The following is a 24,371-nucleotide window of genomic DNA, read 5'->3' on the forward strand; positions in this document are numbered from 1 at the left end:
TCGGGCATCTCTCTTTTTGTAGTGACAGTGTGGCATCAAGTTGCAGGATTTGGAGAGAGTGGTTGTACGCGCTTCCGCTCCTGCGCGCGGCGCTTGCCACTGAAGTGCAGGTGCAACCGATCGAGATACAAGTAGACGACCGGGGTCGTGAAGAGAGTCAGCGCCTGGCTCATAATCAGTCCGCCCACGATCGTGATGCCGAGCGGACGTCTCAACTCCGAGCCTGTGCCAGTACCGAGAGCGAGCGGCAATCCACCTAAAAGTGCGGCCATGGTCGTCATCATGATCGGCCGGAAGCGGTGAATGCAGGCGTCGTAGATCGCTTCAGCCGAAGATTTCCCTTGTTTCTCTGCCTCCAGCGCGAAGTCAATCATCATGATCGCGTTTTTCTTGACAAGGCCGATGAGCAGAATGATGCCGATCATTCCCATGACATTCAGTTCGCTACCCGAGATCAACAAGGCGAGAATCGCGCCTACACCCGCTGAAGGGAGCGTCGACAGAATCGTAAAGGGATGGATGTAGCTCTCGTACAGGACGCCCAGCACGATGTACACGGTGAAAAGCGCGGCGAGGATCAAGAGTGGCTGGCTCGCGAGCGACGACTGGAACGCCGCCGCAGTTCCCTGGAAACTCGCGTTAATCGTTACGGGAAAATTGATCGCCCGTTGTGCCTGGTTGATGGCATCAGTCGCCTTCCCGAGAGACACGCCCGGAGCCAGGTTGAACGATAACGTCACGGCAGGGTACTGGCCCTGGTGATTGACCGCCAACGGAGTGTTCGAAGGTCCGAAGTGTGCCAACGACGATAGCGGCACAGCCGTACCGTTTGCCGCGCGCACGTAAATGTTCTGTAGCGCCTCAATGCTCTTCGAAAATTCCGGCGCGACTTCCATCACGACGTGGTACTGGTTCAACTGTCGATACATGATGGAGACTTGCCGCTGGCCAAATGCGTCGTAAAGCGCGCTATCGATATCCGACGGATCGACACCCAGGCGCGCCGCGGTATCGCGGTCGATGATGACTGTGGCCTCCAGACCCCGATCCTGCTGATCGGTATTGACGTCACGCAATTCAGGAAGAGACCGCAGCTTTTGCAAGAGCAGCGGAGACCAGTGGTTCAGGTCATCCAGAGTCTCCGCCTGCAAGGTGTACTGGAACTGCGCCTGGCTTTGGCGGCTGCCGATGGTCAGGTCTTGTGCGGACTGCATGAACAAAGTGGCGCCCGGCACGACGGCGAGTTTGCCCCTGAGTCGTCCAATCACCTGGTCCGCGCCGACTTTGCGTTCGGCGAGCGGCTTCAGGGTGATGAACATTCTTCCCGTATTGGCGGAAGTATTCCCGCCCGCAAACCCGACCGCGGTGTCGACGGCCGGATCTTTCATCACCAGGCTGACGAACTGCGTCATCTTGTCCTTCATGGCGGCGAACGAAACATCCTGCGCGGCTTGCACGGAGCCGCCGATGCGGCCGGTGTCCTGCTGCGGGAAGAATCCCTTGGGTACGATGATGTAGAGATAGACGCTGAGAACGGCGGTCCCGATCGTGACCAGCAGCGTGACGAATTGAAAGCGCAGTACAAACTTCAGGCTGCGTTCGTAGCCGCGAAGGACGAAGTTAAAGACGCTTTCACTGAAGCGATAGATTCGGCCGTGCTTCTCCTTGTCTGCGGAGCGAAGAAATTTCGCGCACATGGTCGGAGTGACAGTGAGCGAAACGAACAAGGAAATTGCGATCGCCACGCTCAGAGTCACGGCGAATTCACGGAACAGCCGGCCCACGATTCCTCCCATCAATAAGAGAGGAATAAAAACGGCAATCAGCGATGTGCTCATGGAGAGCACCGTGAAACCGATCTCGCGCGCGCCCTGGAAAGCAGCGGCCACCGGGGCCATCCCTGCTTCAATGTGGCGAGTGATGTTTTCCAGTACGACGATTGCGTCGTCTACGACGAAGCCGGTTGAGATGGCGAGTGCCATCAGAGAAAGATTGTCGAGACTGTAGCCCAGCAGATACATCGCCCCAAAAGTTCCCACCAGGGACAAAGGAACAGCGACGCTCGGAATCAGAGTCGCCCGGGCCGTCCGCAGGAACGCGAACACGACCAGGATTACCAGCAGGACTGAAATGATGAGCGTGACCTCGATGTCTCTTACCGAAGCGCGCACCGTGGTCGTCCGGTCGAGGACGATGTCGACATTAATCGCGGGAGAAATCGATGACCTGAGCAAGGGCAATGCCGCGCGCACGCGGTCAACCGTGGCGATGATGTTTGCCCCCGGCTGCCGGAAGACGATCACCAACACGGCGGGTTTGCCACTGGAAAGGCCGATATTGCGAATGTCTTCCACGGAATCCTGCACGCTTGCCACATCGCCCAGCCGTACCGGTGCGCCATTGTTATAGGAAACGATCAGCCGGCGGTATTGGTCGGCGGTAAAAATCTGATCGTTAGCGCTCAACGACCACGCATTGATGGGGCCGTCGATCGCACCTTTTGGCCGGTTGGCATTCGCGGAACCGAGCGCGGAGCGCACTGTGTCCAGGCCGATGCCGAGCTTGTTCAGTAGAGTTGGATTCACTTCGGCGCGAACCGCCGGCTTCGCACCGCCGCCTACGAATACTTGTCCCACACCGTCGATCTGCGCCAGTTTCTGCGACAGGATCGAATCGGCGGCGTCGTACATGCGCGGAAGAGTAAGTACGTCCGACGTCAGAGCGAGAATTAAGACGGGAGCGTCTGCGGGATTTACTTTTCGATAATTAGGGTTCCCGGGCAGGTTCGCGGGAAGTTGGCTGCGAGCCGCGTTGATCGCTGCTTGCACATCGCGTCCGGCGGCGTCGATGTTGCGATTGAGATCGAATTGCAACACGATGTTGCTCGATCCGACCTGGCTGGTTGAAGTCATCTGGTTGACGCCGGCAATGCGGCCGAACTGGCGTTCCAGTGGGGTCGCTACCGCAGACGCCATCGTCTGCGGACTCGCGCCCGGAAGTCCCGCGCCGACGCTGATCACCGGAAACTCGACTTGAGGCAACGGTGCGACCGGGAGAAAATTGAACGCCAACGCTCCTGCCATGAGCAGGGCGGCTGCCAACAGCGAAGTCCCGATCGGACGCTTGATGAATGGAGCCGAAATATTCATGGCTCAGTCCGCGGAGGCCTCAGTCGGCCTTTCAATCGGATTACCGATCTTCAGGCTCGAGAAACGCTGTGCCAATCGGTCGAACCACAGATAGACCACGGGCGTGGTGTAGAGCGTGAGCAGTTGGCTCACCAGCAATCCGCCAACGATCGTGATTCCCAGCGGATGACGTAACTCTGATCCGGTGCCGCCGCCGAGTGCAAGGGGCAGGCCTCCCAGCAGCGCAGCCATGGTGGTCATCATGATCGGACGAAAACGCAGCAGGCAAGCCTGAAAAATCGCTTCCTCCGGCGGCTTATGCTCGACGCGTTCCGCCTCGAGCGCGAAGTCGATCATCATGATCGCGTTCTTCTTTACGATGCCGATCAGAAGAATGATGCCAATTAGCGCCACGACTCCCAGGTCATTGCGAGTGAGGAATAGAGCGAGAATTGCTCCGACTCCTGCTGACGGCAACGTGGAAAGAATCGTAACCGGATGGATGTAGCTCTCATAGAGCACGCCCAGCACGATGTACACCGTGATGATCGCCGCCAGAATCAGCCACGGTTCAGAGGAGAGAGAGTTACGAAACGCTGCCGCAGTTCCTTGAAAGCTGGTGTGGATGCTGGGAGGCAACTGAATCTTCTGCTCGGCCTCTTCGATCGCTTTGGTCGCCTCGCCCAGCGAAATTCCCGGAGCAAGATTGAAGGAAAGCGTGACCACGGGGAACTGTCCCTGATGGTTGATCGCCAGCGCCGTGTTAGTCGTCTCAAAGTGGCTGAAGGACGCAAGCGGAACCTGCTGCCCTCCGCTCGCATGCACGTAGATGTTCTTGAGCGAATCGGGGTTTTGCGAAAACTGCGGCCCGACTTCAAGAACCACGTGGTATTGATTCAACTGCGTAAAAATTGTGGAGACCTGCCGCTGTCCGAAGGCGTCGTAGAGCGCGTCGTCGATGGCCTGCGGCAGGATGCCGAGCCGGGAAGCGGTATCGCGATCAATCACCAGGTCGGCTTTGAGACCGCCATTCTGCTGGTCGGTGGCGACGTCGCGCATCGCCGGCAACTTGCGCAATTCTTCCACCAGTTTGGTCGCCCAAACCGAGAGCTCCTGTGCGTCGGCGTCTTCCATCGAGTATTGATACTGCGTGCGGCTCACGCGGTCTTCGACGGTGAGGTCTTGGAGCGGCTGCATATATAAGGTGATGCCGTTCACCTTGGCCAGTTCTGGTTGCAGTCTGCGGATAACTTCGGAAGCAGTAGTTTTGCGTTGATCGCGCGGTTTCAGGTTGATCTGAATGCGTCCGCTATTTGGAGTGGAGTTGATACCGTCGATTCCGATGAACGAAGAAAGGCTGGCCACGTCAGGGTCTTTCATGATGACGGCCGCCAGTTCCTGCTGGCTCTTCCCCAGGGCGGTGAAGGAGACACTCTGCGGGCCTTCTGAAATACCGAGAATCGCGCCCGTATCCTGTACCGGGAAGAAACCCTTGGGCACAATGACGTACAGAAACAGCGTCAGGACCAGCGTGCCCGCCGTCACCAGCAGTGTCGTGGTCTGGTGCCTGAGGACAAACTTCAACGTGCGTCCGTAAAATTCAATGACGCGGTTGTAATAACTTTCCGTCACTTTATAGAAGCGGCTCTGATGTGCGGGGTCGTGACGCTTGAGCAGCCTGGCGCTCATCATCGGCGTCAACGTCAGCGAGATCACTGCGGAAACAAGAATCGTAACTGCGAGGGTGACGGCGAACTCGCGAAAGAGTCTTCCCACAATGTCGCCCATGAACAGCAGTGGGATCAGCACTGCGATCAGCGAAACGGTCAGCGACACGATCGTGAATCCGATCTGCCCCGCGCCTTTCAATGCTGCATCGAGCGGCGACTCGCCCTGTTCCAGGTAGCGATCGATGTTTTCGATCATCACGATGGCATCATCAACGACAAAGCCGGTCGAGATCGTGAGCGCCATCAGAGTCAAGTTGTTCAGGCTGTATCCCAGCACATACATGACCCCGAACGTGCCTACCAGAGACAGCGGCACGGCAACGCTTGGGATCACCGTCGCCGACAAGTTCCGCAGGAATAGAAAGATGACCATCACCACCAGTCCGATGGTGAGCATCAATTCGAATTGCACATCCTTCACGGACGCTCGAATCGTTTCCGTCCGATCGGTGAGGATTTGAACTTTCACCGAAGCCGGTAACGACGACTGGAGTTGCGTCAACAGCGCTTTCACCCGGTCGGCAACGCTGATGATGTTGCTCCCGGGCTGGCGTTGGATGTTTACGATCACCGCGGGAGTCGTGTTCATCCACGCGGCTTGCTTTACGTTTTCTGCGCTGTCGACGGCTGAGGCGACATCGGAGAGTCGCACCGGCGCGCCATTCTTATAGGCGACAACCAGTCCGCTATATTGGCCGCTCGAATTGAGTTGGTCGTTGGCTCCAATCGTGAAGGACTGGCGTGGGCCGTCCAGCACGCCCTTGGCCTGGTTGACATTGGCGGCCGCTAGCGATGCTCGCAGGTCTTCGAGACTCATCCCATAGGACGCGAGCGCCGTTGGATTAGCCTGAATGCGCACGGCCGGCTTCTGACCGCCGCTGATTGAAACCAGTCCCACGCCGGGAAGCTGAGAAATTTTCTGTGCCAACGCGGTGTCGGCGAGGTCCTCAACTTTTGACAGCGGCAACGTGTCTGAAGTCAAAGCCAGCGTAATGATCGGCGAGTCAGCGGGATTTACCTTGCTGTAGATGGGCGGATTCGGCAGATCCCGTGGCAGGTATGTGGTCGCCGCATTGATGGCGGCCTGTACCTGCTGTTCTTCGATGTCGATGTTCTCGTTGAGATTGAACTGCAGAGTAATGATGGAACTTCCCAGGGAACTGGTGGAAGTCATCTGGCTCAGTCCCGGAACCTGGCCAAACTGCCGTTCAAGCGGCGCAGTAACGGATGATGCCATTACTTCCGGATCAGCGCCCGGATAAAACGTTACAACCTGGATGGTGGGATAGTCGACTTCGGGAAGCGCCGAAACGGGGAGCTGGAAATAGGCGACCAGCCCGACGAGAAGAAGCCCTACCATCAGCAAGGTGGTCGCGACCGGACGGAGGATGAATATTCGTGACGGGTTCATGGCGCTCCCGTGGGCGAAGACTGCGCGTTCCTGTTTCCTCCCCCCGTGGCGGCGTGCGGCGAGACCGTGCTGCCGGCCTTGAGTTTGTCCTGTCCGTCGATCACGACAACGTCGCCGGGCGCCAGTCCACTTGCAATGGACGCCACGTTGTTTTGCGTGAAGGAAACAGTCGTGGGCCGCACTTCGACAGTCTTATCCTGTTTGACCACGAAGACGTAGCTGCCCTGCGGACCAGTCTGAATCGCCACCGATGGGATCACCGTCGTGTCTTTATGCGTTTCCAGCAGCAGTCGAATATTCACGAATTGGTTGGGCCAGAGAGCGTTGTCCTGATTGTCGAAAATCGCTTTCAATTTGCCGGTGCCGGTTGTCTGGTCAATCTGATTGTCGATGGTGAGCAGGGTGCCGGTCGCGAGCCTGGTCTGATCGTCGCGGCTGTAAGCCTCGACCGGAAGAGCTGCCTGACGCAGATGCTGGGCCACGGTGGGAAGGTTATCTTCGGGCAGTGTGAAGAGCACAGCAATCGGTCTCAGTTGAGTAATGACCAGCAATGGATTCGCATCGGAGGCATGCACCATGTTGCCGGCATCCACCAGCCGGAGTCCGATCCGGCCGCTGATCGGGGCCGTGATGTGAGAGTAGGTCAAGTTCAGCTTGGCGTTATCGATCTGTGCCTGATCCGCGCGAACCGTTCCTTCCAGTTGATTCGCAGCGGCTTTCTGCGTGTCGACCTGCTGCTGCGAGACTGCCCCTGATTGCTCCAGCAAATTCTTGAAGCGTTCGTAGTTGAGCTGAGCGTCCTTCAACTGCGCCTGATCACGAAATAAATTGGCTTGCGCCTGATCAAGCGCCGCCTGGTAAGGCCTCGGATCGATTACTGCCAGCAGATCGCCCTGGTTGACGTTCTGGCCTTCTTTGAAATTGATCTGCGAGAGCTGGCCGTCGACGCGGCTTTTCACACTCACGGTGTTCGAGGCCGTTACGCTGCCCAGCCCCTTGAGGTAGACGGGCACATCGCGACGCTCGGCGGTGGCAACGCCAACCGGCACGACCGCGGGAGCCGAAGCTCGTGCAGTACTCGTCTTGTTGGCATCGCTGCAGCCGAGTAGGACTGCTGTGACCGCGTAGACTGCGGCAATCGAAAGCGCGTACTTGAAAATTCCGTGCGTCCAAGCCTCGGTGCAGAATCGGCTGTGCGGCATCGAAGGACTGTTCCGTATCCGTTTGCCCACTATCTCTTGTTCCTCCGAGAAACCCAGTTCTCTTTAATTAATCATTTGTACTCCCATTGGACGCAATAAAGCACACTCCGGTTGCGGATTAAGCCAACGTTTACATGAATTTACATTTGGAAGAGGCGAACTAGCATTTTCCTCGCGGACCAGCTTCTATTGCGGGGGCTCGCGATCCGCTTCGGGAGGCAGAATTTAGGCCACGCGAGGGCCGCGTGTGATGACGGAGGGGCGGCATTCCTGCCGCCCCTCTATTTTTCCTTGCCCGTTTTGCCTACAGGTCATACTTGTCGACGCACGTGTTCAACGTGCTCTAACCTTCGCAATATTCGAGTAGAGCGAGTTGCCCGCGGCATTCGATGCGCGCACGCGATAGCGATAGACTGCCTTCGACGTTACGGTTGAGTCCGCCCACGAAGTCGCCGTGGCATCAAGCTGGGCGACCGGGACAAACTTCGTGCACGCACCTCCTCGACAACGTTCGACACCGATCGAGGTTGCATCCGACGCGGTGTTCGTCCATGTCAGGTCAATGCGAGCCGCAGTGGTGGAGGTTGCGACCAGGTTCGTGGGTGCTGACGGTGCGCCGGGCAATTGCCAGCAGCTGATGAATGCGTCGTACCCTCCGGTGGAACAGACGCTGCCGTTCGGAAGGGCCGCGGCCCAGACCGTGGCCAGTTTTGAGAACGCTTCCCAGAGCAGAGTTCCATTCGTGCTGTAGCCGGCCGTCACTCCCGGAATGTATCCGCCCGGAAGGTTCGGCCCGCCAGGTCCCGTCACGACGGTGGTTCCATTTGCAAGCACCAACACGCTCTGCGGAATCTCGTCTGTGTTGAGCCCGCCGTCACGGACCGCTTCCCAGCGAACCGCTCCGGTGGTCTCGAAGGCCACGGTGTACCAGTCGAGAAATCCGCGATTCGCCATGCCGGTCGCGACCAGGCTGCCGTCGGGCGCGATGGCCATCCGCAGGCCGGAGGCAAAGGTGCCGTCAACTGGCATCTTGTCCTTGCGCCATAAGCGCGCTCCGGTCGCTCGGTTATACGCGACGACCCTGAGGTTGTATTTCATCTTCGGTGTTCCCGGGTCGGTTACACCGGTACCAGTTACATACACGCGCGTGGCGTCCACTACGACATCGTTGGCACCGGTACCCTCAGGAGCGGCCACTTGCCATCGGCGATTGCCTGTCGTCGTGTCATAGACACTTGTGATCCAGATCGCGCCGCCTGAGACTGAGCCCGAAGCGGCCACATCGGCTCCATCGGGGCTTAGCGCCAAAGAGGTGGCGAACGCGTAGCCACTGATCGCCACATCCTGTTGCGACCACAGCAAGGCGCCGGTGGGGCTGTACTTCTGGACGAACATGCCGCTTCCAACGGCGCTCCAAGCTACGTATTCGTTGCCCGCCGAGTCAACCACGAGTCGAGCAATGGAGGGGTAGAACGGCGCGGAGAGATCGACTCGCCACAGAAATGTTCCGTTCGCAGAATAGCGGACCATCGCGCCGAGAATGGGGCGGCCGTGAGAATCGATATTCTGACCGGTGGCGACAAAATCGCCGTTGGGCGCAGCAGCTACCCAGCCGCCGACGAATGTACCCGACGCCGGAGAAACGGTGCTCTGCCAGCGCAGTGTTCCGTCCGCGGTGTAAGACGTGACCGCGAGATTACGCCCGCCCGACGGTCCTGAAACGATCGCAACGTTCCCCGCCAAATCGGTAGCGACGCGGCTCGCCTGCCCTGCAGAGTCGTTGCCCGCTGATAGACCGCCTGCCGTCCACAGTACGGGCGGGTTGGTGACTGCACTCACTGTGATGCTGGCCAATAGGAAAAATGTGAAGAGGAAGATAACTAGTCCAGAAATTTTCTGGCACTTCGTACAAAAATTGCGCTGCATGTAAATCCCCCGGGGAAAGTAGTCTTGCTTCTTGTTTGCTGCGTTCTGTTGTGCACGGGGAGCGGTCTTCCGACTGCTCCCCGAATAGGGTCGGTCTATTTGGTGACGGTCTTGGTCAGCAGGCTCTTTGCTGGATCAAATGTGAAGCCCTGTTTCGCCAGCCCAGTTACCTTGAGCGTGTATGTTCCGTGCGGACCCTTCAGTTGGAAATCCGCCAGGCCGTTGATGTTGGTCGTGCCCTGGGCGGTTTGTGTGCTGCCGCCCGGTAGCGTCCATTGGATGCTTACCAGCACATCGGGTACCAATGCTTTGAGTTCGTTTTTCACGCGGACCTTGCCGTGAAGTTCAATCCCAGCGTTGTCCCGTTTGGCGCTGAACAGGATTCCTTTCGAGCGCAGGCAATTGACTTTGCAGGCGCCCACTCCAGCCTGCTTAGCCCAATTCGGATCGGTCGACTTGCCGTTGAAGGTGAGTTGCTGGATTGCCACTGGCGCTTCGAGACTGGCAAGAGGCGGCAGTTGAGTGGGCGCAGGCATCGTGAAGATATTGGTTTCGCCACAGCATCCGCCGTTGCGGGTGCTGGAGAAAATGATGAGCGTGCCATCCGGAGAGAAAGATGGCCACATGTCGTACACAGTTGGATCCGGGTTGAGGTTGGTTGCGCCAGTTCCGTCACTGTTCATCGCCCAGACTTGCCAATTCGCGCAGCAAGGATTGTTGAACTGCGACATGAACGTAATCATGGCGCTGTCCGGCGACCAGTTGGGACTGCGATTCTCTTCGTCCATCACGACGAGTACCGCTTCGCCGCTGCCATCGGGATTTACGGTCACGATCTGCCAGGTAGTGAACGCTCCGCCCTCACGAACTCCGGCAAAGGCAATTCTCTTTCCGTCCGGTGACCATGCCGGCTCGATTTCGTCGTAGTCGGAGTTGGTGATATTCACGTCCGAAGAGCCGTCGACCGCCACCACAAAAATATCGAACTGGATCGACATGACGATTCCGGGTACGTAGCGCACTAATGCGAGCCTGGTGCTGTCGGCCGACCATGTGGGACCGAACTCGACGCCGGTAAACGTCGAGAACTTAGCCTGCCCGGTGCCGTCGGGATTCATGATCCATACGCCCGGTGTGATGAAGTCGGTAACGACGTAGGCGATTTTGGAGCCGTCGGGCGCCCATGTGGGTGCGAGTTCGTTGATGCCCGGAGTATTGGTTAGATCGACTTGATTGCTTCCGTCCGCATCCATCACCCAGATGTCCGTAGTGTTGTCCGGCATGTTGACGACGTAAACGATTTTTCCGTTAGGGCCTGTTGCGGCGAGAGAAGGGCTTGAGACTGCAAATAGCAGCGCGAGGCAGAGTAGGGTCGCGGCTAGCCATCGTGGAACCTGGGTGTGCATGAGAAACCTCTCAAAATGAAGTTTGTATCGTGACTGCTAGAGGTGGGTAGGTCGGTATTCTCGTGGACGAGCGCCTCTCGGTGCAGTGACGGCGATCACAGCTGGCGGTGATCCCAAGGCCGAGGCGATCGCCGAATGCTTCCCCTGGGAAAGAGCCTCTACCCACCTCTGAGTCCAGGCCCTCCCCAGTGGAGAAGCACAGTAGAGCCAGCTCTACTGATAAGTAAGACAACGAGCCAGTCGGTTGGGGAACACATTCCGTGGACTAGATCGTTCTCGAGTGGGCCGTTTGACAGGGTGATTTCAAAAAAAATGAGCGACGATTCCTTCTCCGAAGGGACCGTCGCTCTTCCAGGAGTTTCTGTCTGGCTACATCTACCCTCTACGGGGTAATACGGCGTGCGATCATGTTGAACTTGCTGCCGGTGAAGAACAGCAAGCCTCGGACACGCACGGCGTCACCGTTGGTCAGCGTGTGCGGCAAGTTGTGAAGGTCCGTTCCCGGCTGCCAGTAAATCGTGGCCGTGGTCGAACCGGAGAATGTGGCAAATGCCGAGTCAGCGGCCACCGTAAGAGTGAACGTTGTGGGAGCCGTCCCCGACAATCCAGACACGGTGCCCGAAAGCGATTGCTGTTGCAGTGTGACTTTTTCCGCGAGCAGCGAGTCGCCGCTGATCGAATTGTGGCTTTCGATTTCGATGCGCTGTCCGGCGTGGACCGTGGAAGCATCGAAGGGGAAGTTCGGTGGAGAGGGCAATCCACCAATCCCGCTGGTATCGATATTGCCTTTGCCCACCTTGTAACCTGCGCCGGTGACGTCGGCAGTGAAAGTGGATCCTGTCTTGGTGTCGTCCATGCCGCTACCAGAACCGTCGTCGGCAGTGAAGGTCAATTGCGTTGCTGGAGCCCCGGTGACTTGTGAAATGAGGCCTTCGACTTCCGCTCCGCCAATGTCTTCTACGCCTTCAACTTCCTTGGCATAAAGAGATCCATCAGTTCGGGTCACACCTTCGACCGTCACGACTGTGTTCGCCATGGTGGCAAGGGTTGCGCCATCGTTGAATTGGGTATTGGCGTCGGTGGCAAACGTGAGAGTGGTTCCCGTGGTGCCGAGCGCCAGAACGAAGGTTGTTCCAGTGACGCTGCTCACGGTACCCGTGATGTCCTCGAGTTCGCCATTTTCGAACTCCTGCTCGCCCTGCGCGGCCACTGTGGAAGCCGTCAAGTTGAACGAAGAGGCGCTGATGTTGACTCCGGTTACGTTGCCTTGTCCATCGAAGGTCAGTGAGTTGGTCACATTCAGGTCGATGTTCACGACCGGCGCGCTTGCACCCACCGTGAACGCAGGACTGAAATTGACGGTGACGGGCTGATTGAATGCCGGCTGTAATTTGACGATCTGTCCCAGGTTATTGATGAACACCACCTCGGGACTGGCAACCGTCAGAGTCGCGCTGGCGTAGCTGCCTTGCGGAACCTTCAGCAACGCGAGCGGTTCGTTGGTGCCGGAGAGGTGAGTGAGTTCGAGCCGCTTGGTAGTCGACAACACGGTCACAGCAGCCCCCGTTGTCGGGGTCAGTTTGATTGGGCCGACGGTTACTTCGAAGACGAGGACGCGATCCGCGGGAGCATCGCCCATCTTGATTTGCGCAGCCGTTGTGCCGGTTCCACCGCCACCGCCTCCACCACCGCCTGTCGTGCTGCTTGCACCGCCTCCACAGCCGACTGCTATGAGTAAGCCTGCCAACAGCAACGAGATGATTGCGCCACCGTACCAGCCATTGCGAGACCTAAGGGACAGCATATTTCCTCCAAATTCACGGTTTCCCCGTGAGGACTTTCGGCTCCCGATGGCCATGTTCGAAGCGCCATGAGGTGGGTTACGAAGAGGATTCGTTGATCAATCCCCGGCGAGGTACCGAAAGAACCTACTGGTGAGTGGGACAACCGTAGGGAGCGCTGCGGAACAGGAATCCGAGGTGGCTAGAAGCGAAACAGGTAGCTGACCTTCACGAAAATCTGCCGCCCAGTTGAAAATCCCGGAAAGCCGGTGCGCCGAAGACCACTGGGGTCCGCTGGATCGAAGGAGAGGTTCTCCCGCCGGTCTGTGTAACCGAGGTAGATCGCAGTGCCGGGATTTACGAGGTACGTCAGCAGCACATCACCGGTCATTCGCTTCGAACGATCGAGATTCACGAGCGACTGATTCGGCAGGGTGGCGTTGTAGTCGAAAATTGCGCGAAACGATAACACCCGCGTGAACTGATAGTTCACCTTGGTACGAAAGAGGTGGTCGTTGAAGACAGAAGCTGATTTTGGAAGCCCAGGTTCGCGCGGAGTGGCCAGCGTTCCCAAGCGGCTATAGATATACGTTTGATCCACGCGCAAACGTGAGGTGGGATGCAGCGTCACGGAGAGACTTGCATCGTCCGACTTTCCCACGAAGGGAAGTACATCCGAGGCAGGAACGAAGTTGATGTTCGTCCCATGACTGTATGAGGCGTCGAAGCCAAGCCACTTGACCGCCTGAGTCGAGAAGATGAAGTAAGTGGCATTTTCGCGAAAGCCGATGCCCTGAAATCTTTCGAACTCTTCCAGATGGCCGAAGGAAACGAACATTGGTCCTTTGAAGGTGAACGAAAATGGAGTGTCGACCAGCCATTCCTGCAGTTGGCCGCGATGGTCCCAGATCATGTGGGTATTGAGTGTGGGTCCAAAACTGACGAGTGACCCGTGTTCTGGCCGCCAATGGTATCCGGCTTCGTTCTTGAGCTGGCGAATGTCGACCCTCGGAATGAAGCCGAGGTCGGCGCGAAAGTTCGGACTGCGGTCCAGATAGTTAGTGAAATAGGTCAGATGCAGGCCAGTGTGCTGCACTTCGGCAAAGTAATCGGATCCGGAGGAATGGGTGCCATTCAGATCGTGAGCGCGGGACTGGACTGCCTGTCCGGTAAACACCCAATTTGCGCCCATCTTGATGCGGGTATCGAAGGAAAACACTTCGTTGGAACTGTTGCCAAAATGGCGGCGCGATACGAGCGCCCCCACCGTCGATTGACGGCCCACCTCGCGTTGCACGCGGACGATTCCCAGGTCCGTTCGATCTCCTGAAAATGACTCTCCGGGCGGAATGACCTTTCCTTGCGCCCGGTCGTCTGATGCCAACACGCCCAGTGCCCAGGGGCCGACCTTGCCGGTCATGCGCAATCCGAACTGAGGGTCAACGATGCGGCGCGAGAAAAACAAATCTTCCGGCGTCTGAAAAAATCCTGAGCCTTCCGTAAAGAAGGGCCGTTTCTCGGGAAAGAAAACTTCGTAGCGCTGGTTCACTGTCACTTGCGGTTCGTCCGATTCCACCTGGCTGAAATCTGGATTGGCAGTCACGTCCAGCGTGAGCGCGTCGCGCAACACAAATTTGGCGTCGAGTCCGCCGCGCCAGTCGTTTTGAGTTTTGATGGATGGATTTGTGCCGTCAGGAATGTTGAGAAACCGCTGGCCGGCAAACGAGGCATAGGGAATGAACTGCATGTTGCGTCCCGGTGTTAGATCGCCCATCGCTTCCAGCGTTGCGAACTGAGGAACATACGCCTCAATTTTTTCGGTAAGGTGCGGCCATGTGGAGAACTCCTTGGTCACTGGGGAATAACGCCCCAGCGCGATTCCCCAAGTTGCATCCGAGGCAGTATGGAAACGCAGGCTCTTGAATGGGATTGCGATGAGGACGACAAACCCCTCAGGCGTCAGGTGTCCTTCCGAATGCCAGAGCGTGTCAAAGGAGAAATCGTCGTCCTGTCCCTCGGTGATAATCCCTTCGCGTTGAATTCCGAGCGGATTGGCAAAGAATTCGTACGCTCGGCGCCCGTCGTGGAAGGTGTCGAGCGTGATACTGACGCGATCGTCGTCGAGGATTTCTTCTCGGCGGCTGACATGAGCACGAAGTACGCGGTGGTCTTCCTTGCAAACAAATACCGCGTACAGATTCTTTTCGTCGTACGCGAGATAGGCGACAGTTTCGAGCGTGGCTGTTGCGCCGTCGTTAGGCTCACGCTGAGTGAATTCTGTAATGCGCAATCCCTGGGGCTGGGAGTCTCTGGATAAGTAGTCGCTCAATCTGGGCGGAGTCGCGACTTTCGGGAGCCGAATACGGGTCCCAGCGCCTGCAGTTTCGGCGGATGCCATGCACCCTATCGCCAGCACAGCCGCTATGCACAACATCGTTTTTGAGAATGAATTCATGTGCGATCTTGTGAAACTTCCATGCTCTAGAAAAACTTTGCCCTCGAGTTCCGGATTCGATAGGGGAAGGCTCGGAACCCGAGGGCGGATTGTGGGCTGCTGAGAGGTCCGGCGCGTTTCACTGGTTGATGACACGCGACGGACGCTGGTTACACATTTCGACTAGACGATTTCCTGCGAGAGCTTGTGGCCTTTCTTGTCGTCTTTGCCACGGCCACGGCGCTGATCACCGGGCTCTGCTTCGCGAGCGATTTCCTGCGAGAGCTTGTGACCTTTCTTGTCGTCCTTGCCACGACCGCGGCGCTGATCACCGGGCTCGGCTTCGCGGGCGATTTCCTGCGAGAGCTTGTGGCCCTTCTTGTCGTCTTTGCCACGGCCATGACGCTTGTCGCCGGGCTCTGCTTCACGAGCGATTTCCTGCGAGAACTTGTGGCCCTTCTTGTCGTCTTTGCCGCGGCCATGACGCTTGTCGCCAGGCTCTGCTTCGCGGGCGATTTCCTGGGAGAACTTGTGACCCTTCTTGTCGTCCTTGCCACGGCCATGACGCTTGTCGCCGGGCTCGGCTTCGCGAGCGATTTCCTGCGAGAACTTGTGGCCCTTCTTGTCGTCTTTGCCACGGCCATGACGCTTGTCGCCGGGTTCGGCTTCGCGAGCGATTTGGGTAAGTCCGGCGCTGGAGCTAGCGATCTCGCGATGCGAGGTCAGTTTGGTGGTGTTGTTCACGCTGGCGTTCATCCCGGTAGCCAGTGCCAGTGATGCGGCGATTACGAGCAGTTCTTTTTTCATTGTGATTCTCCTTAAGATTTTGTTTTCGTGAACCGCATCCCGTTTTGCTCTGGTCTGGCGGCTTCCCGTTCGCAAATTAAGACAACGGGACCTCGCGGTGCGGAACAAAGAAATTGTGGGTGGACCGACTGTGCCCGTAACCGGTTGAAAACGCATGGCTTGCGATTCCTTGCGCGGATTTTCAAGTCGCATCTTCTTTTATTGCGGGAAATTTCAAAGAAATCTGTTCCGCCTCCCCGGGCCTGTTGTCTTAGGAGATGTAGGGAATCAGTAGCGAAACGGCTAGCGGGAATTATGGAAATGATCGACGCACTCACAACCGGCTACGGAGTTCGCGGCAGAGTAGTCGCCCCAAGGGTTCCATCGGCGGGCCGGGCAGAGTCGGGCGCTATAATCGAACGCATGTCTTTGGAGCAACTCCTGGACGAGGAGTTGGTCACCCTCTATCGGTCCGGAACCCAGGTCGGCGAACGGGAACAGTATATTAACGAGTTATTTCGGCGGAACTACGCGCGAGTAGCCCGTTGGTGCCTGCGCTTTACTACCGATCGCGAAGCGGCAGCCGACCTCGCACAAGAGGTTTTCGCCAAGGCGTATCAGAACCTCAGTTCATTCCAGGGACAATCCAAGTTTTCTACCTGGCTTTTTGTGATTGCACGCAACCACTGTTTGAATGCGGTCCGAGCGAATAGCCGGCAGGCGACAGAACTCTCTGCCGACGATGGCGAAGAAATCCTGCTCGGTATTGCGGACAATTCTCCCAGTGCGCATTCCGTACTGGAACAGACGGCATCAGCGCAAATGGTTCGCAAGCTCCTGACGGAAGCGCTCGACGAGACGGAAAAGATGGTCTTCACCCTGCATTACGGCGAGGAGGTCTCGCTGGATGCAATCACGCGCCTGCTGCGGTTGGAAAACCAGAGCGGCGCGAAGGCTTATATCGTCAGTGCCAAGCGTAAACTGGCCCGCTTGGTGCAGCAAATGAAGGCACGTGGTCAATACGGAAGAGTTTGAATGAGGCGCGCCATGTCTGATCGGAACATACTAAAAGAATCGTTCACCGCCACGCCGGATTGCCTGACACCAGAGCAACTGGAAGCCCTGCTGGATGGCAAGAAAACACATCCTCATATGGAGAACTGCCCACGATGCCAGGCGGAGCTGACGATGCTGAAGTCTTTCGAATCCGACGCGCCGCTTCCCGACGAAGGCGCGGCCGTGGCCTGGATCAGCGCGCAACTCGACCGCCGTCTCGACAGCATCAAGCAACCGGTTCGGTCCCGCGCTCGCGCGGCGGTGCAGGGTTTGGAACCACAGAATTGGTTGAGCCGGATGTTGGGACGAGGAGGATTTCGATGGGCGCTTCCGGTCGGCGCCGTGGCCGCCGTTGCCATCGTGAGCGCACTGCTCCTGCAGCCGTCAAAACCACCCCAGTTGCAGGCCAATGCCGGAGGCAATCAGGTTATCTATCGTTCTCAGGAAGTGGTAATTGTCGGCCCGGTTGGCGAGTTGCAACAGATGCCGCGAGAGCTGCAATGGCAGTCGTTCTCCGGGGCTGCGTCGTACAGGATCGAAATCATGGAAGTGGATCAAACGCGGCTCTGGGCGGGCGATACGAAGGGAACATCCATCCCTTTGCCGGCCGCGGTACGTGCTAAAATACTTCCAGGAAAGCCGATTCTGTGGCAGGTCACCGCCACCGACGCACAAGGCCGAGTCTTGGGTAGTTCGCAAACCCAGCGGTTTTCCACTCCCCGCCAAAATTCGTCTGAAAAGTCTCAATCGCCCCAATCGTCCCAATAGCGGAGGTTCGTCATGATGGCAGCAAATCGTTTTCATCCTTTCAAGTTGATGGCCGGCATTTCATGGATCGTGTTACTAATCGCGACATCAGGATCTGTGTTTGCGGTGGATCCGCCATTCTTAGGCGTTGAGCTGACCATCCCCTCCGAAACCGTTCCGCCCGGTGGCATGCTGCAGTTGAAGGTGCAGATCACGGAGCCTAAGCCGATCTCCAAGGGTGGGCAGAAGTCCAGATTTCAAGCGAAGTTTCTCAGCCAGCCACAAGGGATTGCACTCTTTAGCCCAGATGGCGATGCCAGCGGTACAGCCGTTCTCTCGAAGGGTGCCGCGCAGTTTTCGCTTAGCTCCCCGCTTTTGTCGATGGGAATGAACATCGACTATCCGATCATGACCATTGCAATACCGGTGAAGGCGACGGCCAAAATAGGAGACTCCGCGCCATTGACTCTCGACCCGAGCCTATCGCGATGGGTCGATCCCGCGGGGCAAGACTACCCGGTCGTTCTAACCGATGGCGTCGTGACGGTTGGGGGAACGCTGTCAATTTCAGACATTATTCCCGGGGGAGGCCTCGTCCCCAAAGGTACGACGATCGCCATTCGTGGCGTCGGGTTTCAACCGGACTCGATTGTCCAGGTGAATGAGTCGATTCCAGACACGCAGACCTATATCGGGCCGACGGAAATCGATGTCACGTTGGGGGCCGACATCGATATGACGTCGCGCCGCATTCGCGTACGAAATCCGTCCTCGAATGAACGGGCCGTTTACTATTCCTACCAGCGGACTTCAGATATGGGGCTGAGCAAACATGTCCTGGTTGCCGCAACCGTGCCGTTGTTTTCTCAGAGCACCTGGAAAGTTGCCTACTTCAGGCCTGTTTTAAATGGTGCGCAGTTCAGTGGACTATCCGTAGAAAATCCGACTGCGCAACCTGTGAAGATAAAAATGCAACTGTTTAACAGCGGTGGAACGCTGCTGAAGACACGCAACGTCAAACTGTTGCCCAGCAAGAGGTACACGCGAGATCTCGCCGAGGTGTTCATCGGCGTGGTGGCGGGCAACGGTACGAGTGTGAAAGTTACGTCGCCCGTCGCGATTCCGATGCTGGGACTATTGGGAGACGACACGCTCGGAACTGTGGACCCGGTTGACCCTTCGCCGACTCTGTAGCAGGAACCAAATTCCAGCTCCAAGTACGAGGGTCGCGATCGTCACCATCGACATCAGTTCGCCCCATGAAACAAAGCGGGGAAGCGTACCGGTGCCGTCGCCGTTGAGTACGAACGCAGCCCAATGAGCGGGGTTTGCAAGTTGCGTATTGGAGTTGATAAACGTGAGCTTGGCAGAGCGCAGCGCTTCCACTTTTGACTGCCGTTTCACGAGAGCGTAGTAATAAAACTGCTTCATGAACTCGCTGGTTGGTTGATCCGCTACCCTCCACAATGTCGTCAGCGATGAACGTGAGCCCGCGACCAGCAGGGCGCGACTGAAAGCCTGCACACCTTCTCCGCGAATCATCTTTCCACGTTCCGTGTTACACGCCGAAAGAGTCGCTAAATTGACGTCGTGCAGGTCCAGGTCGTACAACTCGCGCAAGAAAACGTAGTCCGCGCTCCCGGCGGGATCAGCCGGGGAAAACAAGATTCGCGAGTTCTCGGGAATATCCGCATCCGCAAAGGCGTGGGTGCTCACATGCAACAGCGGGGCACGGGGCCCTTGGGAGGCAAGGAATGCCCTCTTGATGTCCGCGCTCCCTAAGTGCATTTCCGACCGGCCTCTGGCCATTCTGGAAATGCTCGCGATCTCTTCTTCGGAGTAAGGCAGTCTAGCCAGACTCCCTGACTTTTCGAACGTCCGCTGCCCTCGTTCCTGGATCTCAATCGCGGGATTTCCAAATGCGGCGAATTCCGGCATCCAGGGAAAGTGCAATCCAGCCCGGGTCGCCGGAGCACGGCGGAAGAGAGTAGCCGTCGGCAAGTAGGAAATGTCGTATTTCTCGATGAGGAGAGTATCGGAATGGGGAGAAGCCGGAGCTAGATCGAAGGGCACCGCAGCAAGCCATCCATCAGGAACGATGACGACGTGCCGCAAGTTCGGAGGCAGGGAAGAAGCGTCAGGAAACAAAGAGCCGAGAGTACTGACCTGTTGGCGCCAGTCGTCTTTAAGGCTATCCGGGAGTTGGCGCAGAAATTCAAGCAGATGTTCCCGCTCGGCAGTGGAATACGTGATCTGTTTTACTCCGTGCGAGTCATGAGTACACCAAAGGAGCGCAACCCGGTTTCCTGAAACCCAGTATTCCAGGAGAACCGTATCCGAATCGAGATACCGCTGAGTTTCACCGAGGCTGAGCGCCCCGGAATGCTTTGAGTCGCGTCCACGGCCGGCGGCGAGTCGATCCTGAAAGGTGCGGGCGCGACTTTTTTCCAGCACCGTAAACGCACTTCGAATATCGTTACGGCTGAGTAGCAGAGCGATCAAAGCGTCATACGCATCCCGTTTGTCGATGAGAAATTCGGCGCGTAGTGCCGACAACTGCAGTTGCGAGCGCGACATCTCGATGATCGCAATGGCCATCTCGTAGTCAGCCTGCGCGTCCGCCGCATGACCGGAGAGTTCATTGATTTTGCCGATCGCATAATGCGCTTTCCATTGCTCTTCCGCGATGCCGAGTCTTTCTGCTTGTGCAAGGGCGGCTTCAAACTCAGGGCGAGCTGACTGGAGATCAGATTCGCGCAGCAACGTCTCTCCCAGATAAAGGTGAGTCTGCACGACTTCGAGTTCCATGTGAGCTGACTGGGCGCGCGCCAAAGCCTTTTCGAAGAAGTGACGAGCCTTTTTTAAATCGTTCTGATCGAGGGCGTACACAATACCCATGTTCTTCAGGACGCTGATGTCGCCGTCATCGTCGTGCTGTTGTGTGTAGAGGTCCAGGGCCGACTGATAGCTGTCTAACGCTTTCCAGGGATCTCCCAGGCGGCGGTAGAGAACTCCAAGGTTCATGAAGAGGTGGGCCTTGTCACTTGCGGACAAACTGCTCGTTGCCCCGCCAACTTGCTTGTAGATCGTCAGTGCGTCCTGGTAACGCCCCAGCCGTTGATAGAGTGTGGCCTGGTTAATCTTCGTAATCTGGCGCCAATAGTCGCTCCAAGTCTCGGCGGGATGGTTTTCCACGATCTGCAGCGCGCGTTCGTAAGCGCGTAGCGCTTCGAGATAATTTCCAGGGAAGTAATACGCGTTGCCCAGATTGTTCAGCGTTCGTACTTCGGTTTTGAGATCTTTGATGCTGCGGCTGAAAGAGAGGGCGTCGTTAAAGCTGGCCTGCGCCGCGGAATACTGTCCTAGTTCTCCTTCCGCGATACCACGACTGTTGAGCGCGTACGACTGTCCTTCGGCATCGCCTAACGCGTGGTACGCACCCAAGGCTCTCTGGGCGAAGTCGACCGCTTCACTGTTCTTCCCCAGCGAAGACGCGACGTTGCTGAGACCATTCAAGACATGGCCGAGTTGCTGAGATGGAGTGTCCGGGGACAGCGATTTGAGCACAGATTCATATGCCGCTTGCGCTTCCTGGAGAGACCCTTTGTCCTGCAGCGCATCGGCCTGGCGAATCTTTTCGTTAAGTGGGTCGTTTGGAATGCTTTGCGCAACGGAGAAGGTGCCTGCCGCAAGGTACAGGGCGAAGACCGTGACAGTGGCTCGAGCGGAGAACATCTCTGCGACATTGTAGCGGGGGTCTCTGATCTGGCGCTAACCGCTCGTGCGAGTGCCGTTGTGAAAGATTTCTGTTCTGCCGTGGGTCCCCTGGTGGTCTTAAGCAGTGATGGGTATCTCCCAGGAGGATGACAATGAACACGAAAATTCGATTTGCAGGTCTTGCAGCGATGCTAACACTGGCAATCATGGCGTCAGCCAGTCCGATGTGGGGGCAGCAACTGAATGCCCGCAAAGATAAAACCATTAACGGTGTCCAGGCAGAATTGCGCGGCAATTTCCGCGTAAAAGGCGGTTCAACTCGTCTGAACTCTGAACTGGACAACATCAATATTCCGGTCGGGACCAAGGTTGCATTCTGCCTCCTTCAAAACGGAGTGAAAACTCTTCTGGGAGTTGGGCAGGTTGCCATGGTCGCGGGTGTCCCCACCGCAGTCGTTGAACTCAATACCAACGATGGAGACACAGTACCGACGGTTCTCGCCGGGGACGTCCTTCAAGCGCGCCAAAAGAAAATCGCGCCCTTCAAGACTGCACCCAATTGCGGATCGGCCTTGCTGTTGTCGGCCGCCTTCCAATAACGGACATAACCGAGGGAGTAGTAACCTACTCCCTCGTTCACCATCCATAGCTGCCGCCAGATATCGCCCACCGACTAGCCGTTCCCCGAAGACCAATCCGACACTTTCCGCTGCACCCGCCGTGGGGACGAAACCCTACCTCCTGAAAGTCCAGCGGAGCTTTACGGCAACCACGTCGCTGAGCGGAATGATACTGATGTCGTGCGGATCCACGATCAAGCGCTGCCAGCCCCGATTCCAAACAATGAAGAGGTCGTTGCCAGGCCTGATCGTCCAGCGCAGACGGGTATTCGTGCCTATGTTCTGTGACTCGGTGTCGTACTGCACAAAGCTGCTGAGAACAAGGTTGGGAGTCCACGCATAGGCTCCCTGCAGTTGCCACAAACGCTGGACGAAGTTTCCTTCGGGGAGGCGTCCAAAATCATTTTCCGTGTCGGCTTCGAGCTGTACTCGGCCTTTTGGGGATGTCCACTTCAGGTAGTTTTCCCACTGTGTGAGGTGGCCGTTATAGAACGATCCAAACCAGGTCGTCATTCCAAACTGTAATGGCCGGTGAGCGCTGGTCTGTGCTTCGAGGCGGTACCGGGTGAACTCGTAGGAACCGGGCCGGATTGTCACCCCGTGCGCGATTTCAAAAGGTACTGACAGAGTCTCACCATGTGGGTTCCAGTTGAATTCAAAACGGTCGCCAGATTCAAAACGCACATTGATAGGCGCCATGAAATATTCCCAAGACTCCAGGACGCCTCGCGGGTCGGTGTACCGGACGTATTCATTCTCGAAGAACTCCTGGCGAATCCACCGGAATGGACCATCCTTGGAAGGTCGCGGTTGGTACGCGCAAGAGGCAGATGTCCGCCTCGTGCCGGGACGGGGAAGGAATCCGAGCAACGGTTCCAGCGCTTCTCCGTACTGGTTCACGCTCGTGGCGCAATCGAATAGGTCGTTGGGATAATCGGCGCTGAAACCCCAGCCCATCCTGCTGCCGCGCCCGACATCACCTTGAGTGGTTGCGGTCCACGCACCAAACTGCAGATTCTTGTTTCTTAGAAATTTTGAAGTTCGCCAAACTGCGTCGATTCCCGCCAGCGTGTTGTTTCGGTGCCCAGCCGGGTCGCCATGAGTCACGATGGCTCCTACGCGGAGGTTTTCGTTGAGGTCGTAAGAAATCCGACCAGCGAACAGATTTGTACCCGGGACCACGGCGGAGGGCAGTCCAAGATCTTGCACGACTTGGTCGGGCACCGTGGTTTCTCGCGTCTGCACATCGAGAACAGCAAGATTCCATTTTCCAACCCGCCCATTTAGTTTGACGCCGGCATCGATGGGAATCTGCGCGCCGTCAAGCAGGCCTACGTTTCGGCTAAAGAATGGGATGAACGTCTCTCCGAGATTCAGACCAAAAGTGTATTGGTTCGCCCCCTCAAGGAAGAAGGAGCGCTTTTCCGGGAAGAAGAGCGGGAAGCGAGTGAGTTTGATCTGCCGCGTGTCTACTTCCGTCTCGGCAAAGTCGGTGTTGGCGGTGAATACAGTAACCAGTTGCGGAGTAAGTTTCCAGGTGATCTCGCCGCCGAAGGCCCCCTGCCATGCTCGTCCGGGTCCATCTCCGTAGGATTGTGTGGTTTTTCCTGTCGCGTACGGTGTGATTTCGATCCCTTTTCCCTGTTGCAGTTCTCCGATGCCCGTCAACATTCCGGCGCGGCTGAGATCGTACAGAAATGAATCAAGGGTTGGGGATGACCAGCGCAACCAGAGTCGTTCACGGGGCACAAATCGTTCCAGATTTAGTCCCCAATCGTTCAGGCCGGGCGTGAAGCTCAGAGTGCGCGATGGAATGAAAATCTCCGCCGACCAGCCATCCGGCGTCCTCGCGGTTCGCGCATCCCAAATGCCGTCCCAATCCAATGATGCGCTCTCCGACCTGGAAATCAAACCATCGACACGCGCTGCGGCCGCGTTGATTTGGAAGAAGTATCCCGTGCGACGGTCGCCGTAGGTATCCAGCACGATGCTTACCGTGTCGTCACCGGCCATGTCACCGTCGCGTCGCATTGTGTGGACGGCGATACGGCGTGGGTCTGGATCTTTACAAATGAAGCCAAAGTAGATCCGGTCGGTAGTCACGACGACTTGCACCGACGTTTCGTAAGATGTCACTCCCCCCGGCTTCGGCGCTTGTTGCACGAGCTTCATCAGCGGCGCGGCCCGCCAAACCGGTTCGTCCAATAGACCGTCTAGTGTGATCGAAGGGGATGAAGTGACAGAGACACTTGTTGTGGGCACATCATCCGCACGGGCGCCTGCCGCAGTAGCAATGGTCAACAGTCCATAAAAGAACAATTGCCATCCGATTCGTTGTCGGCTGAGATAGGTGGGGACTGATTTGACAGACACTGGTTCCGATGTGCCTCGCCTATGGCAGATTTCGGGCATGCCGCGTCGCCGTCA

At 57.2% G+C, this 24,371-nt stretch carries 14 protein-coding genes; 4 read left to right on the forward strand and 10 right to left on the reverse strand.

Features of this window, described 5'->3' with window-relative positions; all coding sequences use genetic code 11:
- Window positions 1-35: 35 nt before the first annotated feature.
- The 8 genes from HY010_05315 to HY010_05350 all read right to left on the reverse strand — a co-directional run bounded on the left by HY010_05315 (window position 36) and on the right by HY010_05350 (window position 15,825).
- A complete protein-coding gene (locus HY010_05315; protein MBI3475129.1) occupies window positions 36-3,149 on the reverse strand; it encodes a multidrug efflux RND transporter permease subunit in 3,114 nt (1,037 codons plus the stop codon).
- Between the two features lie 3 nt (window positions 3,150-3,152).
- Window positions 3,153-6,269 (reverse strand): multidrug efflux RND transporter permease subunit, encoded by a 3,117-nt coding sequence (locus HY010_05320; protein MBI3475130.1) that lies wholly within the window; start codon window positions 6,267-6,269, stop codon window positions 3,153-3,155.
- The gene (locus HY010_05325) at window positions 6,266-7,471 is read right to left on the reverse strand and encodes an MdtA/MuxA family multidrug efflux RND transporter periplasmic adaptor subunit (protein ID MBI3475131.1); all 1,206 of its coding nucleotides are present in this window, start codon (window positions 7,469-7,471) and stop codon (window positions 6,266-6,268) included. Before HY010_05325 ends, HY010_05320 begins: the two co-directional genes overlap by 4 nt.
- A gap of 333 nt (window positions 7,472-7,804) precedes the next feature.
- Window positions 7,805-9,397 carry a hypothetical protein gene (locus tag HY010_05330; GenBank protein MBI3475132.1) on the reverse strand — a complete coding sequence of 531 codons (1,593 nt, stop codon included), beginning with the start codon at window positions 9,395-9,397 and terminating at the stop codon, window positions 7,805-7,807.
- A 95-nt stretch (window positions 9,398-9,492) separates the two neighbouring features.
- Window positions 9,493-10,803 (reverse strand): PD40 domain-containing protein, encoded by a 1,311-nt coding sequence (locus tag HY010_05335; GenBank protein ID MBI3475133.1) that lies wholly within the window; start codon window positions 10,801-10,803, stop codon window positions 9,493-9,495.
- A gap of 382 nt (window positions 10,804-11,185) precedes the next feature.
- On the reverse strand, window positions 11,186-12,607 hold the full coding sequence (locus HY010_05340) for a hypothetical protein (GenBank protein MBI3475134.1): 1,422 nt from the start codon (window positions 12,605-12,607) through the stop codon (window positions 11,186-11,188).
- 179 nt (window positions 12,608-12,786) lie between these two features.
- Complete coding sequence (locus HY010_05345) at window positions 12,787-14,982, reverse strand: carbohydrate binding family 9 domain-containing protein (protein MBI3475135.1); 2,196 nt, start codon at window positions 14,980-14,982, stop codon at window positions 12,787-12,789.
- A gap of 219 nt (window positions 14,983-15,201) precedes the next feature.
- Window positions 15,202-15,825 (reverse strand): hypothetical protein, encoded by a 624-nt coding sequence (locus HY010_05350; GenBank protein ID MBI3475136.1) that lies wholly within the window; start codon window positions 15,823-15,825, stop codon window positions 15,202-15,204.
- Window positions 15,826-16,125: 300 nt separating this feature from the next.
- Between HY010_05350 and HY010_05355 the strand changes: the two genes are divergently transcribed.
- The 3 genes from HY010_05355 to HY010_05365 are packed head-to-tail and all read left to right on the forward strand — an operon-like array spanning window position 16,126 to window position 18,801.
- Window positions 16,126-16,839, forward strand: a complete 714-nt coding sequence (locus HY010_05355; protein MBI3475137.1) for a sigma-70 family RNA polymerase sigma factor — start codon at window positions 16,126-16,128, stop codon at window positions 16,837-16,839.
- A 12-nt stretch (window positions 16,840-16,851) separates the two neighbouring features.
- Complete coding sequence (locus HY010_05360; GenBank protein ID MBI3475138.1) at window positions 16,852-17,628, forward strand: hypothetical protein; 777 nt, start codon at window positions 16,852-16,854, stop codon at window positions 17,626-17,628.
- A gap of 12 nt (window positions 17,629-17,640) precedes the next feature.
- Window positions 17,641-18,801 (forward strand): hypothetical protein, encoded by a 1,161-nt coding sequence (locus HY010_05365; GenBank protein MBI3475139.1) that lies wholly within the window; start codon window positions 17,641-17,643, stop codon window positions 18,799-18,801.
- On the opposite strand, the gene HY010_05370 is transcribed toward HY010_05365, so the two are convergent.
- Window positions 18,742-21,342, reverse strand: a complete 2,601-nt coding sequence (locus HY010_05370) for a CHAT domain-containing protein (GenBank protein MBI3475140.1) — start codon at window positions 21,340-21,342, stop codon at window positions 18,742-18,744. The genes HY010_05365 and HY010_05370 overlap by 60 nt on opposite strands.
- A 134-nt stretch (window positions 21,343-21,476) precedes the next feature.
- Here HY010_05370 and HY010_05375 point away from each other — a divergent pair, with 134 nt between their 5' ends.
- Window positions 21,477-21,923, forward strand: a complete 447-nt coding sequence (locus HY010_05375) for a hypothetical protein (protein MBI3475141.1) — start codon at window positions 21,477-21,479, stop codon at window positions 21,921-21,923.
- Between the two features lie 135 nt (window positions 21,924-22,058).
- On the opposite strand, the gene HY010_05380 is transcribed toward HY010_05375, so the two are convergent.
- Entirely contained in the window at window positions 22,059-24,317 is a 2,259-nt protein-coding gene (locus HY010_05380; protein MBI3475142.1) for a carbohydrate binding family 9 domain-containing protein, read from the reverse strand.
- Between the last annotated feature and the right edge of the window lie 54 nt (window positions 24,318-24,371).

It is taken from the genome of Acidobacteriota bacterium, from assembly GCA_016196065.1.
Classification (GTDB): domain Bacteria; phylum Acidobacteriota; class Terriglobia; order Terriglobales; family Acidobacteriaceae; genus Acidiflorens.